The sequence below is a fragment of the Gammaproteobacteria bacterium genome, from assembly GCA_024235095.1.
GTDB lineage: Bacteria > Pseudomonadota > Gammaproteobacteria > Competibacterales > Competibacteraceae > UBA2383.
This window is the reverse complement of sequence record JACKNC010000001.1, coordinates 2,014,037-2,028,628: the sequence shown is the minus strand read 5'-3', so window position 1 is coordinate 2,028,628 and position 14,592 is coordinate 2,014,037. Positions and strand designations below refer to the sequence as shown.

The 14,592-nt window shown below is 56.2% G+C and carries 12 protein-coding genes and 2 pseudogenes; 12 read left to right on the top strand and 2 right to left on the bottom strand.

Features of this window, described 5'->3' with window-relative positions; all coding sequences use genetic code 11:
• Window positions 1-154: 154 nt before the first annotated feature.
• From H6973_09040 to H6973_09010, 7 genes are all read left to right on the top strand, one after another.
• Window positions 155-1,054 (top strand): phosphoribosylaminoimidazolesuccinocarboxamide synthase, encoded by a 900-nt coding sequence (locus tag H6973_09040; GenBank protein ID MCP5125758.1) that lies wholly within the window; start codon window positions 155-157, stop codon window positions 1,052-1,054.
• Window positions 1,055-1,131: 77 nt separating this feature from the next.
• A complete protein-coding gene (locus tag H6973_09035; GenBank protein MCP5125757.1) occupies window positions 1,132-2,253 on the top strand; it encodes a GNAT family N-acetyltransferase/peptidase C39 family protein in 1,122 nt (373 codons plus the stop codon).
• 37 nt (window positions 2,254-2,290) lie between these two features.
• Window positions 2,291-3,769, top strand: a complete 1,479-nt coding sequence (locus H6973_09030) for a RimK family protein (protein ID MCP5125756.1) — start codon at window positions 2,291-2,293, stop codon at window positions 3,767-3,769.
• Window positions 3,770-4,043: 274 nt separating this feature from the next.
• On the top strand, window positions 4,044-4,643 hold the full coding sequence (gene petA, locus H6973_09025) for a ubiquinol-cytochrome c reductase iron-sulfur subunit (GenBank protein ID MCP5125755.1): 600 nt from the start codon (window positions 4,044-4,046) through the stop codon (window positions 4,641-4,643).
• Complete coding sequence (locus H6973_09020; GenBank protein MCP5125754.1) at window positions 4,643-5,887, top strand: cytochrome bc complex cytochrome b subunit; 1,245 nt, start codon at window positions 4,643-4,645, stop codon at window positions 5,885-5,887. The genes petA and H6973_09020 overlap by 1 nt, the downstream gene beginning before the upstream one ends.
• Complete coding sequence (locus H6973_09015) at window positions 5,884-6,627, top strand: cytochrome c1 (protein MCP5125753.1); 744 nt, start codon at window positions 5,884-5,886, stop codon at window positions 6,625-6,627. Before H6973_09020 ends, H6973_09015 begins: the two co-directional genes overlap by 4 nt.
• 120 nt (window positions 6,628-6,747) lie before the next feature.
• Complete coding sequence (locus tag H6973_09010) at window positions 6,748-7,158, top strand: ClpXP protease specificity-enhancing factor (protein ID MCP5125752.1); 411 nt, start codon at window positions 6,748-6,750, stop codon at window positions 7,156-7,158.
• A 151-nt stretch (window positions 7,159-7,309) separates the two neighbouring features.
• Here H6973_09010 and H6973_09005 read toward each other — a convergent pair whose 3' ends face one another.
• On the bottom strand, window positions 7,310-8,449 hold the full coding sequence (locus H6973_09005; GenBank protein ID MCP5125751.1) for an MFS transporter: 1,140 nt from the start codon (window positions 8,447-8,449) through the stop codon (window positions 7,310-7,312).
• A 117-nt stretch (window positions 8,450-8,566) separates the two neighbouring features.
• Here H6973_09005 and H6973_09000 point away from each other — a divergent pair, with 117 nt between their 5' ends.
• From H6973_09000 to H6973_08985, 4 genes and pseudogenes are all read left to right on the top strand, one after another.
• A complete protein-coding gene (locus H6973_09000) occupies window positions 8,567-9,385 on the top strand; it encodes a carbonic anhydrase (protein ID MCP5125750.1) in 819 nt (272 codons plus the stop codon).
• Between the two features lie 350 nt (window positions 9,386-9,735).
• Entirely contained in the window at window positions 9,736-11,553 is a 1,818-nt protein-coding gene (locus tag H6973_08995) for a DUF4214 domain-containing protein (GenBank protein MCP5125749.1), read from the top strand.
• A gap of 31 nt (window positions 11,554-11,584) precedes the next feature.
• Window positions 11,585-11,965 (top strand): transposase, encoded by a 381-nt coding sequence (locus H6973_08990; GenBank protein MCP5125748.1) that lies wholly within the window; start codon window positions 11,585-11,587, stop codon window positions 11,963-11,965.
• Window positions 11,920-12,456 (top strand): annotated as a pseudogene (locus H6973_08985) (IS630 family transposase). Before H6973_08990 ends, H6973_08985 begins: the two are co-directional and overlap by 46 nt.
• 11 nt (window positions 12,457-12,467) lie before the next feature.
• On the opposite strand, the pseudogene H6973_08980 reads toward H6973_08985, so the two are convergent.
• Window positions 12,468-13,247, bottom strand: a pseudogene (locus H6973_08980) (transposase).
• A 296-nt stretch (window positions 13,248-13,543) separates the two neighbouring features.
• Here H6973_08980 and H6973_08975 point away from each other — a divergent pair.
• Window positions 13,544-14,563, top strand: coding sequence for a hypothetical protein (locus H6973_08975; protein MCP5125747.1), 1,020 nt, complete (start codon window positions 13,544-13,546; stop codon window positions 14,561-14,563).
• Window positions 14,564-14,592: the final 29 nt, after the last annotated feature.

The following is a 14,592-nucleotide window of genomic DNA, read 5'->3' as shown; positions in this document are numbered from 1 at the left end:
ATTGTACGCTCAATCGGTCAAATGACGGTAAACATCGGGTCGCACAATGAACTAAAGCGCCGGAGGTATGCAAAATACCGACGCCGATACACGAATCGTATTAAAATGCGCGGCGTTGTTGTTCTGCTTTATTCAGGTCAGGAGTAACCCGCGCATGATTGTTTCCGATGCCGCCGCTGTACCCGATATCACCAGCCTGCCGCTGGTTTATCGCGGCAAAGTCCGTGATTTATACGCCGTGGATGATCAACACCTGTTGATGGTGGCCAGCGACCGCCTGTCGGCGTTTGATGTCATTTTGCCGACGGCGATTCCTGGCAAGGGCGCGGTATTGACCGCAGTATCGAATTTCTGGTTTGAACGCACCCGGCGAATCGTCCCCAACCATCTGCAACTGGCCAGAAGGACCCTGGAGCAAGCGCTGCCGGATCCCGATGAGCGTCGAAACATCGCGGGTCGAACCGTGGTGGCGCGGTGGCTTCAATGTTTACCCGTGGAGGCGATTGTTCGCGGTTATCTGATTGGTTCGGGCTGGAAGGATTATCAGCAAAGCGGCATGGTCTGCGGGATTCGCCTGTCTGACCAGTTGCAGTTAGCGGATCGGTTGCCGGAGCCGATCTTTACCCCCTCTACCAAAGCGGCGCTGGGCGAGCATGACGAGAATGTGAGCTTTGACCATGTCGTAGCCAAAATCGGGGGGGATTTAGCAGAACAGATGCGGGAGATCAGCCTGCGGCTCTATCGGGAAGCCGCCGACTACGCCCTGGCGCGAGGCATTATTATTGCTGACACCAAGTTTGAATTCGGGCTGGACGAGTATGGGAGTCTGGTTTTGATGGACGAGGCGCTAACCCCGGATTCCTCCCGCTTCTGGCCGGCAGATCAATACCAACCGGGCGTCAATCCCCCCAGTTTCGACAAGCAGTTCGTGCGCGATTATCTGGAAACGCTGGATTGGGACAAGCAACCGCCTGGACCGGAGCTGCCGCCGGAGATTGTCCAGAAGACGGTCGCCAAGTACCGCGAAGCGCTGGAGCGGTTAACCGGCCAGTAATTTTTCATCCCACTGGCTTTCCTCATTCTTGTTTATCGCCTAATGGCTCCCTGCTTGTAGAACCGCTCCGAACTGTTATGCCGCGTCTTGCCGCCCTGGCCGATCTTCCCGCTCTGCTGACGATTGAAAACCGCTGTTTTCACTCAGACCGGCTTTCGCGCCGCAGTTTCCGTCATCTACTGACCCGTGGTCACGCGACCACCCTGGTCGAGGAAGAAGCGGAGCAGATTTGCGGCTATGTGCTGCTGCTGTTTTCGCGCGGCGCTTCGATGGCTCGGCTGTATTCCATCGCCGTCCATCCGGATTTCGCCCGGCGCCGGATCGGCGACCGGTTGCTGGAAGCCGCCGAAGCCGCAGCGCTGGAGCGCGATTGTGTGTCCATGCGCCTCGAAGTGCGCCGCGACAATCCCCCTTCGCTGAACCTGTTTCGTCGTCACGGTTATCGTCAATTCAAGGAAGTGCTGGATTATTACGAAGACCACATGACGGCGCTGCGCTTCGAAAAGCGCCTGGTTCCGCAACTCCAGCTCGATCTGGTCAAAACACCATATTACCAGCAAACTTTGGAGTTCACCTGCGGCCCGGCAGCGCTGATGATGGCCATGAAAGCCCTGGACCCAACGCTGGAGCTGAGCCGCAAACTGGAGCTGCGTCTGTGGCGCGAAGCGACGACGATTTTTATGACCTCCGGGCATGGCGGCTGCGGCCCCTACGGTCTGGCGCTGTCAGCTTACCGGCGCGGTTTCGATCTCGAAATTTACGTCAATGAAGATGGCGTTTTTCTGGTGGACTCGGTGCGCAACCCCGAAAAAAAGGAAGTCATGCGGCTGGTGCAGGAAGACTGGATTGAGGAATTGCAACGACTACCGGTCGCCTTGCATTGCGGCAGCCTGAGCGTGGATGAACTGCGCCAGAAGTTTGAAGCGGGCGGTATTCCACTGGTGCTGATCAGCTCCTACCGCATCTATGGCGAACGTTTCCCACACTGGGTAGTCGTTACCGGCTTCGATGACCATTATATCTACGTCCATGATCCACTGGTGGATACCGAGAAAGGCGAAACCGTCACGGACTCCATCAACATGCCGATCCCTCACCGGGAGTTCCAGCGCATGGCCCGCTATGGCAAAGCCGCTCAGAAGGCGGTGCTAATTCTTTACCGTTCCCAACGCCGACCGGAACCGCCGGCGCTGTTTTAACCTCATACCCCCTGCTTTATCAGGACGTTTTACACCGATGGCCGATCACATCATTTTGGTGGAAAATCCCACCGACTGGAAAAATCACTTCCCGAAACTGCCCGTGGTGGCCGCCAAGGATTATCTGGCTAAACCGGAATATTCTACGGGGCGCAGCCAGCGCGTGCTGAACCTGTGCCGCAGTTACCGCTATCTGAGCGTGGGCTACTACTGTTCCCTGCTGGCCGAGGCGCGGCATCACCGGGTGATCCCCAGCGTGCGCACCCTCAACGATCTCAGCCGCAAATCCATTTATAGTCTCGACATCGAGGATCTGGACGACCATGTTCAGCAGGTGCTGGGTAAACCTCGCTCCGGATTTACCGCCACCGCCTTCGAACTGGACATTTTTTTCGGTCAATGCGTCGCCAAGGAGCTACAGGAGCTGGCCCGGCAATTGTTCGACGCCTTCCGTTCGCCATTGTTGAGGGTAGAATTTCGCCGGCAAGGCAAATGGCGCATCGATACCGTCAAGGCCCTGCACCTGCACTCGCTGTCGGCGGAACAGGGCGAAATGTTTCTGAGCGCCTTAACGACCTATCTCAGCCGACGCTGGCGGCAACCCCGGGCGCGCAGCAATTATCGCTACGACTTGGCGGTGTTGCATAATCCCAAGGAAGAAATGCCGCCCTCCAACCCCAAGGCCCTGCAATACTTTGTCAAGGCGGGGCGCGAGTGCAGCGTCAATATCGAACTGATCGAGAAAAAAGACTATGGCCGACTGGCCGAATTCGATGCTCTGTTCATCCGCGAAACCACCGGCATCGACCACTACACCTACCAGTTCGCCAAGAAGGCCGAGAGCGAGGGCATGGTGGTGATCGATGATCCCGACTCGATTCTCAAATGCACCAATAAGGTCTATCTGGACGAACTGCTGCGCACCCATCGGGTACGCACCCCGAAAACCGTGATCGTTCGCCGCGATAATCTGGAACGAGTGGACAGCGAGATTCCCTATCCCATTGTGCTGAAAATTCCCGATGGCTCCTTCTCGCGCGGCGTCTTCAAGGTCAACGACCGCGCCGAACTACTGGACATGGCCGGCAAGCTGTTCAAAGCGTCCGACTTGCTGTTAGCGCAAGAATTTCTTTACACCGAGTTTGATTGGCGGGTAGGGATTCTGAACAAAGTTCCCTTATTTGTCTGTCAATACTTTATGTCGAAAGAACACTGGCAGATTTACCATCATGAACCGGGCAAGGGTCGCGGCTTCCGCGAAGGCGAGGCCAAGACTTTCCGGGTCGAGAATGCGCCGGAAATCGTCGTCAAAAATGCGATGAAGGCGGCTAATCTGATCGGCAATGGCTTTTACGGCGTCGATTTGAAGCAAACTGCCAAGGGCGTCGTGGTGATCGAGGTCAACGACAACCCTAATCTCGATCATGGCATTGAGGATCTGGTGCTCAAGGAGGAATTGTATCGCCGGATCGTCGAGGACTTTGTCTGGCGGCTGGATCGGAAGAAGGGAAAGTGACGTCAATTCCCAATATTTATCCAGGCTGGATCCAAACATCCCGGACAAGCGCATAGACCCTATACCCACACTGCGGTAATATCCTGTTTCGTACCGTGGTCATCACGGAAGCTTGAGCCGATTAACTAACCAAGCATCACCGCAGTGGGTTTTGCAGAAGCCCCCATTTTTGGCCCGGCGGCGGCGCATGATCCGGTTCCAGCGCGACCGTGACGCCCTCCGGGCTGCCAACTCTTTTTATATCAACGATAAACCGATAATCGGGAGACTGCTTATGAGTACGGTAGGTGCCGTCGATCTCGGCAGACGCCGCTTTCTGACCGCCACGGCAACCGTGGTCGGCGGCGTAGGTGTGGCGTTCGTCGCTGTCCCCTTTCTAAAATCCTGGTCGCCCAGCGAGCGCGCTCAGGCTGCCGGCGCCCCGGTGGAAGCCGACATCAGCAAACTGGAAGACGGCGCCATGATGACCGTCGAGTGGCGTGGTAAACCGGTCTGGCTGCTGAAACGCACCAAAAAGATGCTGGATGATTTGCCTACCCTGAATGGCGAACTGGCCGATCCCCGCTCCGAGGTGGCTAGCCAGCAACCTAAATACGCACAGAATGCCTATCGCTCCATTAACCCGGCAACCCTGGTGCTGGTCGGCATCTGCACTCACCTTGGCTGTTCGCCGACCTTCCGTCCCGATGTGGCGCCCGCCGATCTGGGACCGGAATGGAAAGGCGGGTTCTTCTGTCCTTGCCACGGTTCGCGCTTTGATCTGGCCGGGCGGGTCTATAAGGGCGTCCCCGCCCCGACCAACCTGGTGGTGCCCTCCTACCGGTATCTGAGCGAATCCCGTGTGTTAATCGGCGTTGACCCGGAGACTGCATAATGGCCAATACACAAGGTACGACCGGGCTGCTCGGCTGGATTGACGAGCGATTCCCGCTGACCAAGATGATGCGCGAGCATCTGACGGAATATTACGCGCCAAAGAACTTCAACTTCTGGTACTTCTTCGGCTCCCTGGCGCTGCTGGTGTTGGTTAACCAGATCTTGACCGGCATCTGGCTCACCATGAACTACAAGCCCGCCGCCGCTGACGCCTTCGCCTCAGTGGAATACATCATGCGCGATGTTGATTGGGGCTGGCTGATTCGTTACATGCACTCCACCGGCGCATCGGCTTTCTTCATCGTGGTCTATCTGCACATGTTTCGCGCGCTGATTTATGGTTCGCACAAGAAACCGCGCGAGTTGATCTGGATCTTTGGGGTCATCATCTTCTTATGCCTCATGGCTGAAGCCTTCATGGGCTATCTGCTGCCCTGGGGCCAGATGTCCTACTGGGGCGCCCAAGTCATTATTAACCTGTTCAGCGCAATTCCCGGCATCGGTCCTGATCTGTCTATCTGGATTCGCGGCGACTATGTGGTGTCCGACGCGACGTTGAACCGCTTCTTCTCGCTGCATGTCATTGCCGTGCCGCTGGTGCTGGTTGGCTTGGTGGTCGCTCACATCATCGCGCTGCACGAAGTCGGCTCCAACAATCCCGATGGCATCGAGATCAAGAAAGTCAAAGGCCCGGATGGCATCCCGCTAGATGGTATTCCCTTCCATCCGTACTACACCGTCAAGGATCTGGTCGGCGTGGTGGTCTTTCTGATTTTCTTCTCAGTGGTTATTTTCTTCATCCCCGAGATGGGCGGTTATTTCCTTGAACATCCAAACTTCGATCCGGCTGACCCATTGAAGACGCCGCCGCACATTGCGCCCGTCTGGTATTTTACCCCGTTTTACGCCATGTTGCGGGCCGTGCCCTCCTTCGCGGGCACCCAGGTCTGGGGGGTGCTGGTCATGGGAGGCGCCATCGTCGTCCTGTTCTTCCTCCCCTGGCTGGATCGCAGTCCGGTCAAATCCATCCGTTATCGCGGTCTTGCCTTCAAACTCGTGTTAGCGGCGTTTGTGGTGTCGTTCCTGATCCTGGGCTATTTGGGCGCGTTGCCGACCACGCCCGCCCGCACCAGTCTGGCGCAACTTTGCACCTGCATTTACTTTGCCTTTTTCGCCGTGTTGCCGTTCCTGCCGGCGATTGAAAAGACCAAGCCCGTACCGGAAAGGGTGACTGAGCAATGAAAAAAATCCTGATTGCACTCGCGCTACTCACTCTGCCGGGTCTGACTGTTGCGTCCGGTGACGGCGGCTTCCATCCGATGACCGCGCCCATTGACCCGCACAACGATGCATCGCTGCAAAAAGGCGCCAAGCTGTTCGTCAATTACTGCATGGGCTGTCATTCTCTGGAGCACCAGCGCTATAACCGCATGGCCCGCGATATTGGCCTGACCGACGAGCAGGTCAAGGAGAACCTGATCTTCACCGGCGCCAAGGTTGGCGATCTGATGAAGAATGCCATGCCAAAAACCGAAGCTAAGCAATGGTTTGGCGTAACGCCGCCCGATCTGACCCTAATCGCCCGCTCTCGGGGAGTGGACTATCTTTACACCTATCTGCTGACTTTTTACGAGGACTCCAGCCGGCCTTTTGGCGTAAACAACGCTATCTTTCCAAATGCGGGGATGCCGCATGTTCTCTGGCAACTCCAGGGTATGCAGAAGCCGGTCTATGAAGTCCATAAAAATGCCGAGGGTCATGAAGTCAAAACGCTCACGGGGTTTGAATTGGTCCAACCGGGCAGCATGAGTCCACCGGAGTACAAGGAAGCGATGGCGGATTTGGTGAATTTCCTGGCTTATGTTGGTGAACCCATTAAGCTGGAGCGCCAAGCGATCGGTGTCTGGGTGGTTCTGTTCCTGTTCCTAGCGTTCGTAGTGTTCTATCTGCTTAAGAGGGAATACTGGAAGGACGTGCATTAACAATGCTGATTTCGCCGGGGAGCGGCAACCCTATTCACTCCCTGGCGAAACGGCTGACCGGCTCGGCCCCTGCTTTCAGCGGGGAAAATTTATTTTTCCAATGATCTCAATCGATCCACGATGACTTCGACCCGCCCCTATCTCATTCGCGCCATTTACGAGTGGATTGAAGACAACGGAATGACGCCACATATCCTGGTCAACACCGAGCTACCCGGCGTGGAAGTCCCCAAACAACACGTGCGCGAAAACCGAATTATCCTCAATATCAATCCAGCGGCGGTGCGCGATCTGCGATTGGGCAACGACTGGATCGAATTCAACGCTCGTTTTGGCGGGGTCGCCCGCGTGGTGCAAATCCCAGTGGCGGCAGTGTTGGCGATTTACGCCCGCGAAAACGGCCAGGGCATGGCCTTTAGCGAAGAACAGAGTGATGGCGACGAACCACCCGCGCCGCCTGATGCGCCACAATCCGATCAGCCACCGGCCAAGCCGAGTCGCGGCAAACCGAAGCTGAAGATTGTCAAGTAGCGTTTAGTCCGGAAAATGGTACGCTCCAGATACCGAATCTGGGGGCAACGGCGGCAACTGTATTGATGTTGACCGGCTCCGATCGTCAGGCGCTGGCGATTGTCGCGCTGAATCCGGCGCCGATGACCATCTGGTCAAACGCGGCCTCCTTCTAGGGCCATAGCCGCCGCCAGGCCACCCATCCCCCCAGTGCCGCCAGGATCGCCGCCAGATTGAACATCATAGCGGGTCCCAGCCCTTGCCACAGATAGCCCGCGGCGAGGCTACCGACTGCGTTACCCGCGCCAAAGCTCAAACTGCTGTAAAGCGCCTGACCACGCCCCTGCAACGCTCCGGGGAAAAATTGATGCACCAGATGGATCGATGCCGCGTGGAACACCCCAAAAGTAAAAGCGTGCAAGGTCTGAGCGAACAGCAAGACAGGTAAATTGGCGGCGAAATGGCCGATCAACAACCAGCGCAGCGTTGCCATAGTTAGCGCCGCCAGCAGCAACCGGCGTGGACCGAAACGCGGTAGCAAGCGGTGCATGAATACGAACATAGCAACTTCCACCGCAACCCCCAGCCCCCACATCAGCCCGATAAATTCGCGTGAATAACCAAAAGTTTCCAGGTACAGCGAGAAAAAACCGTAGTACGGGCCATGCGCGGCCTGATTGAGAAAACAGGCGATAAAGAACGCGATGACCGCTGGTCGGCGCAACACTTGACCGATCGGCGGCGTTGGTTGCGGATCGGGCGCTTTGATCGATTCCGGCACGACCAGACTGTTCAGCCATAATACCGTGAACAGACCGAGCAGCGCCGTCGGCACCGTCGCCACACCCCAATCCTCGACCACCCAACCCATGCCGACCGCCGCACCGATAAACCCTACAGAACCCCAAAGCCGCACTCGACTGTAGCGGTGAACCTGTTCGCCAAGATGATTGAGGGTGACCACTTCGAATTGGGGCAGCGCCGCGTTCCAGAAGAAACTGAACAGCAATGTCACCAGCGCCAGACGACTGTAGGAACCGCCAGCGGCATAGATGCCGACGAAGCACAACACGGTTGCCAGACAAGCCCAGCGCACAATGCGGATACGCTGACCGGTATGGTCGCCCAGCCAGCCCCATAGATTGGGCGCGATCACTTTGGTGACTTGCGAGATGGCCAGCAACTCGCCGATCCGCGCCGGCGCAAAACCTAGCGCCAACAGATACAGTCCCCAATAAGGCAGCAGAACACCTAGCGTGGCGAAATAAAACAGGTAAAAACCGGACAGGCGCAAATAAAGTACTGGCGTCAACACGACGATTCCACCCAAAAGTTGCTCCTTCTGCCGCCAATGGCGGGTAGACCTCTTACAATAAGTCGGGTAACCACCATAAACTCACTCTTCACGCACAGAGAGAAAGAGAATCTTATGTCTGAAAGCACCTTATCACGCCGCGATTTCCTGCGCCTGTCCAGCGCTACGGCCTTGACCACCACCCTGAGCGCTTGCGTCGGTTATCCACCCATGGCGGAGTCCAATCCGGACTCAGCGCCGAAGCCGCCTCAAGTATCGGATGCATCCGGCGCGGGAGGATATGGCCTCCCCGAAACGCCGGTGAATTCACCTCAGGAAGCCCTGCAACGCCTGATGGAAGGTAACCAGCGTTTTGTCGCCAACCGCGTCATCAATCCCAACCGAACCCCTCAGCGCCGCGCTGCCCTGGCCCATTCCCAGAAACCCTTCGCCACCGTACTTGGCTGTGTCGATTCCCGGGTGCCGCCGGAAATCCTCTTTGACCTTGGCTTAGGTGACTTGCTGGTGATTCGCAGCGCCGGTGAAGTGTTGGATGAAGCGGTCACGGGCAGTATTGAGTTTGGCAGCTTTGAATTACAAATTCCGCTGATCGTGGTTCTGGGGCACGAACGGTGCGGTGCGGTCAAGGCTGCTATTGAGGCACTGGAACATGGCGGCGGCCACCAGGGCGGCAAGAAGAAGGGAGAACATAGCGCCGTACCCGGCGATCTGGGTTATCTTGTGCAAAACCTGAGACCGGCCATCGAAAAAGCCCAGTCCTGGGGCATGGGCGATATCGCGGAAAACGCCATGCGCGCCAATGTTTCAATGGTCGTCCAACGCTTAAAGAAATCCCCGGTGCTGTCCGCCGCCGAGGAAAGCGGTCGGCTCAAGATTGTTGGAGCGCGTTATGATCTGGATAGCGGCGCGGTGGAAATGCTGTTTGGAGTTTAGGTCGGAATCCCCCCCGGCCCCCCTTTTTCAAAGGGGGGAGACATTTCCTCTGCTGTCGGTTCCCCCCCTTTAGCAAAGGGGGGTGAGGGGCGCGCAGCCAGAATTCCCCCCGGCCCCCCTTTTTCAAAGGGGGGAGACATTTCCCCTGCGGTTGGCTCTCCCCTTTAATAAAGGGAGAGGGGGGCGCGCAGCCAGAATCCCCCCCAGCCCCCCTTTTTCAAAGGGGGGAGACATTTCCCCTGCGGTTGGTTCCCCCCTTTAGCAAAGGGGGGTGAGGGGGGATTTGAATGGTGCAATTGTCAACTCTTCCCCTATACTTTATCCATTCTGGACATGGAGGAATACACATCATGACGCGCTCGATTCGTTTCTCGTTCATTCTGTTGACATTACTGGGGGCGCTGGCGTTTGTTGCATCAAGGCCGGCTCAAGCGGCGTTCAGTGCGCCAGCAGCTTCGACGATTGCCTGGTTCTACGCGGCGGCGTTTGGCCGCTCGCCGTTGCCCAACTCGACGTTGCCCGATTATGGCGACCTTACCGGACTCACCTTCTGGACCGATGTTTATCTGGACGGGGGCGCAGGTTTCGAGCCATTTCAGGGCAATGTCAATGCCATTGCTGATTTCTTCGTCGCATCGGACGAGTTTCAAGCGAAATACCCAGCGTCCTTGACGAATGAACAGTTCGTGACAGCCTTGTATGAAAACATGCTGAGCCGAAGCCCGGACTTGGAAGGTTTTGCGTTCTGGGTGAGTCGCCTAGAGGCGGGCGATTCACGGGGGACGGTGCTCGCTAATTTTGCCAACACGCTGGAGAACCAGGACAGTAATGCGACGCGGAAGGCCGCGCTCCAAGCATTTATCGCCTTCATCGCGGCAGATGCGAATGGAACGATTACACCGACCGAGGCGGCGACGTGGCTGGCGGCGAATCCGAGCCTGGATGGGGCGATTGTCGATGGAACCGGCGTATCGGAAGCACCGCAACGGGTGGAGTTGGTTTCGGCGACCTCCTTGCAGAGCGACCGGATTCAAATGGATTGGCTGGCGACGTTTGATAACGACACACCGAGTTCGCAAATTCGCTATCTCCTTCATGCCAGCTTGACGCCGCGCTTTGTCCCGACCCGCGCCACCGTTTATGCGGAGGTCGTGGACGCCATTACCGCGACCATGACCGGTTTGAGTCCAGAAACGCTGTACTACGTCAAGGTCGAGGCGAGCGACGGTCAGGGTCACAGCAGTTGGAGCAATGAACTGAGCGTGACCACGGCGGCCAGCACACCCGATGAAAGCGCGGAGCCGCGCCAGATTCTCGATGCAGACCACGCGCTGGGGCAGACGGTGACCGTGGATCAGGTGCGTTATCAATTGCCTACCGGGCAGACTGCGCCACAAATTGGTGATCTGCTGGTGTCCCCGGAAGGCGAGGGCTTTTTGCGCCGGGCGACGTCGGTCAACCAGAGCGGCAGTCAAGTCACGGTGCAGACCGAACCGGCGGCGCTGAACGAGGCGTTTGATAACCTGGAGTTTTCGACCGATGTCCGGTTGATTGATGTCCCGCAAACGACGAACGGGATGCAGGCGTTGAGTCGGGGATTGCGGGTGAAGCGCAGCGGCAATACGCGGCAACTCACTTGGCCCGAGAGCGGATTGACCCTGATTCAGACCGATCCGCCCGCGCCGGTGACGCCCACGGTGAAGATGCGGCTTACGCCCACCGCTGCCGATACGCCGGTGGTGTGCAACGGCAGTCCCAACGGCCAACGGCGCGTCAGTTACGATACCCCGCTCAAAGTCACCTATCCGGGCACGATCTGCGTCGAGCCGCGCAGTGAGGTAATCATTGATGTCAGCGCTGAAATCGAGTCCAGCAGTACGGCGGACTATGAGGTTACTCAACTGCTGTTTCTGGAGATGACCCACCCCAAGGTTCCCAAGAACACCGCCAATTATGGCGCGGAGTGGACGTCGAACGCTTCCGGGAGCGATACGCTGGGCAAGGGTACGCTGCGCTGGACCCCGCAAGAATCGCAGGTCGATGATCAGCTTCGGCCCTACACCGCCCGCTTTGTTGCCAAAGCCAGTGAACGTAAAGAACACTGCGTATTTGGTTTTGTCTGCGACTCTAAAGTAGAGTCAAACAGTTTTTTATTAGTTAATATATAATGAAGAAGTTAGCTCAATAAGGAGTACTGTAATGTCAAAGCCGTATAGTGAAGATTTAAGAACAAGAGTGATACAGAGTTACTTAAATGGCCTGTCGAAAATTGATATTGTTACGCTTTTCAAAATAGGGATGGACACCCTGAATCGTTGGCTTCGTCAGTATCTGCAAACGGGGGATGTTAAACCCAAAAAAAGAACCAAATTTCGTGCAAGAAAATTTAGTGACTCTGATTTAACGGATTACATTAGAAACAATCCTTCGGCGACCCTTAAACAAATTGCGGAACATTTTTCTGTTAAACCCTCATCGGTTCAAGCAAGATTGAAAGCCCTAAAAATAACCTATAAAAAAAACAATTTCTCTACGAAGAAAGGGATGAACAAAAAAGGACGGAGTTTGCCCAGCAATTAGAGGCGAATGCATCCCGAGGGGAAGAATCTCAACAAGTTGTTTATGTGGATGAATCTGGATTTCATAACAATATCAGAAATGAATATGGCTGGAGTCCAAGGGGCGAAATTATTTTTGGTGAAAGGAAAAGCAGACCTACTGAAAAACTAAATTTATTGGGTGGACTACTCAACAATGAAATTATTGCGCCACTCGCCTATCAATCTTATACAGATACCGAGATATTTAATACCTGGCTTGAGAAATGCTTAATTCCTGTGCTTCCAAAAAATTGCATGATCGTGATGGATAATGCCCGTTTTCACAAATCCGAAGAAACACGAGAAATCATTGAAGACAATGGTCATCGATTGCTGTTTTTGCCTCCTTATTCACCGGATTTAAATCTTATCGAAAATTACTGGGCTATTCTTAAGGGAAAGTTGAGGAAAATTATTGGAAATTTTCAAAATCTCTTTGATGCGCTGGCGGCAGTTTTCAAAACTATATAAAAACTGTTTGACTATAGCGCCAACGCATCACTAAACGTGGGCTGGGTTTTTCGATACCAAGCGCTGGTGCGTACCGGTATCGCACAACCGACAACGAGCCGATCGGCGATGAGTGTTACGAGGGAGAATAACCCGAGGAGTATCGGCGTGGTGCGCGCGATCGCATGCCACGACCACTGGCGCTGGGTCTCGATCTCGAGGTGCGCTCGCGCCTCTTGGAAGGTAACCTCAACCGACCAGCGACGCACAAACCAGCGCACGACATCCGCTGCCAGCGCGTTGGGATCGGTGCATAGCAGCGCTTGAGTATCAAAGCGTTGCTGGGGATCGCGGATCAGCACCCAGCGGACGGCCACCGGCGGTTTGCCCGCGTGGTACCATACGGCTGTGCCCGAAGCGATCTCCACCATCCGGTGGACCTCGCCATACCACAGGGCCACGGTTCAAGGCTGCCAGTCGGTCGTCGGGTCGGTGGCCACCTGCGCGAGTGTGGGCAGACGCTGGCCTTTTTTGCGCGGCCGTCCCCCGCGACCGGCCACGCGTGACGGTGCCGGCGCATACAGCGCTGCATCCAACCGCAGCCGCGTTACGACGCTGAACGTCTCGCAGGTGACCGCCGCCAACAGCTCCAACACCGCAAAGCTGCTATCGGCCACCACCACCATGGACCGACGCGGTAACTAGCGCTGTACCCGGTGCAACACCTGCCGTGCTCGCTCGGTCAACGGTCGATGCGCGCGCTGATAGCGCCGATAATAACGCTCGGACGGGCACAGTAGCGTTATAGTCAAACAGTTTTATGTTGATTGCCCTTCCAGCAAGGAATACTGTAGTGGCCTGAGCACATGGCAAACTATCCAAAAACTGTTCGACTATAATCGAATTCGAGGTACCCATTGCCGTCTCCTGGGGGGATCTGCCGCCTCCCGAGGAGCGCCGTATCACCAGTAGCAACGGCCAGATTAGCCTGGACGCCACGGTTAAGGTCGATTTTCAGCCGGCGATTCACGCCGAGTCTCACATCCGTGGGGGGCGGGGGGATTACGGCCAAGTTGTCGTCCAGGGACCGGTATCCTTTGAGAGTCAGGTGCGGGTACAGGCGACCGGACAGGCGTCCTACGCTAACAGCTACACATTGGTCAATAAGCGCTTCACCAAAATCTTCTGGGCCGGCAGTGTGCCGATCATCATCAACGGGCGGTTTTTGCTGAATCTGGAGTATCAGGCCAGTGCGGACGCGGCGCTCGACCTGACTCAGACTTTGAATATCGGCTATGACCTGAAAGCCGGGTTGGAATACCGCAACGGGGAATGGCAGGTTCTGCACGACGCGCAACCGTGGCAACGCTTCGAGTTGTCGGGTGAGGCGGATACGCATGCTTACGCGGAACTGCGCTTCGTGCCGGATTTGCAAATCAGCTTCTATGATGTGGCTACCGGGCGGTTGATTCTGGAACCGTATCTGTATGCGGAAACCGCTTTGCAGGGCCATTTCCTCTATGAGTTGCTGGCGGACGGCAGCGGCGTGAACGAGGGTACGGATGTTGATTACCGCTTTACCAAACTGAACTTCGGCGGCGGCATGGATGGCAAATTCCGCGTAGGGTTGGAAGTATTTGATAAAACGATTGCGGGCTATCCGAAGGACCCAAGCCAGTTCCATGAATTCAAGCTGATCAAACCTGAAACGATCCTTGGGCTGCCCAAGCTGACCCCGCGCCAGACCACGGGTGGCACAACCGAGGATTGCCGGGCGGTGGCGTTGACCGCCGATGTTGAAAATATCGCCAATCCGTTCCGCACACTGTTCGGTGGGCCGGTGACCTTCAATGCCTTTGAGAACGACAGCGCCCAGTGGTCGGTGGTGATGCCGAGCAACGGGGTGCGCTTGATTCAGGGCGCGACTAACCGTGATGTCTGGTTCAGCGCCGATGCCTCCGGTGAATATACGCTGCGGTTTAGCGGCCACAGCGCTTTGGGGAGCTTCATCCGTCAGTATGAAGACTTGACGGTGAATTTTGACGTAACGGCGAATCATTGCCCGTCTGGTGGTAATGGCATCGCTATTGGTTACGATTCAACTACTGGGCTGACACAGAAGTTTTGACAGGTAGCGGTGGGTGCCCTATGGTTGAG

Coding starts and splice junctions, on each gene's coding strand:
- H6973_09040 (MCP5125758.1), top strand. CDS start 155: ATGATTGTTTCCGATGCCGCCGCTGTACCCGATATCACCAGCCTGCCG.
- H6973_09035 (MCP5125757.1), top strand. CDS start 1,132: ATGCCGCGTCTTGCCGCCCTGGCCGATCTTCCCGCTCTGCTGACGATT.
- H6973_09030 (MCP5125756.1), top strand. CDS start 2,291: ATGGCCGATCACATCATTTTGGTGGAAAATCCCACCGACTGGAAAAAT.
- petA (MCP5125755.1), top strand. CDS start 4,044: ATGAGTACGGTAGGTGCCGTCGATCTCGGCAGACGCCGCTTTCTGACC.
- H6973_09020 (MCP5125754.1), top strand. CDS start 4,643: ATGGCCAATACACAAGGTACGACCGGGCTGCTCGGCTGGATTGACGAG.
- H6973_09015 (MCP5125753.1), top strand. CDS start 5,884: ATGAAAAAAATCCTGATTGCACTCGCGCTACTCACTCTGCCGGGTCTG.
- H6973_09010 (MCP5125752.1), top strand. CDS start 6,748: ATGACTTCGACCCGCCCCTATCTCATTCGCGCCATTTACGAGTGGATT.
- H6973_09000 (MCP5125750.1), top strand. CDS start 8,567: ATGTCTGAAAGCACCTTATCACGCCGCGATTTCCTGCGCCTGTCCAGC.
- H6973_08995 (MCP5125749.1), top strand. CDS start 9,736: ATGACGCGCTCGATTCGTTTCTCGTTCATTCTGTTGACATTACTGGGG.
- H6973_08990 (MCP5125748.1), top strand. CDS start 11,585: ATGTCAAAGCCGTATAGTGAAGATTTAAGAACAAGAGTGATACAGAGT.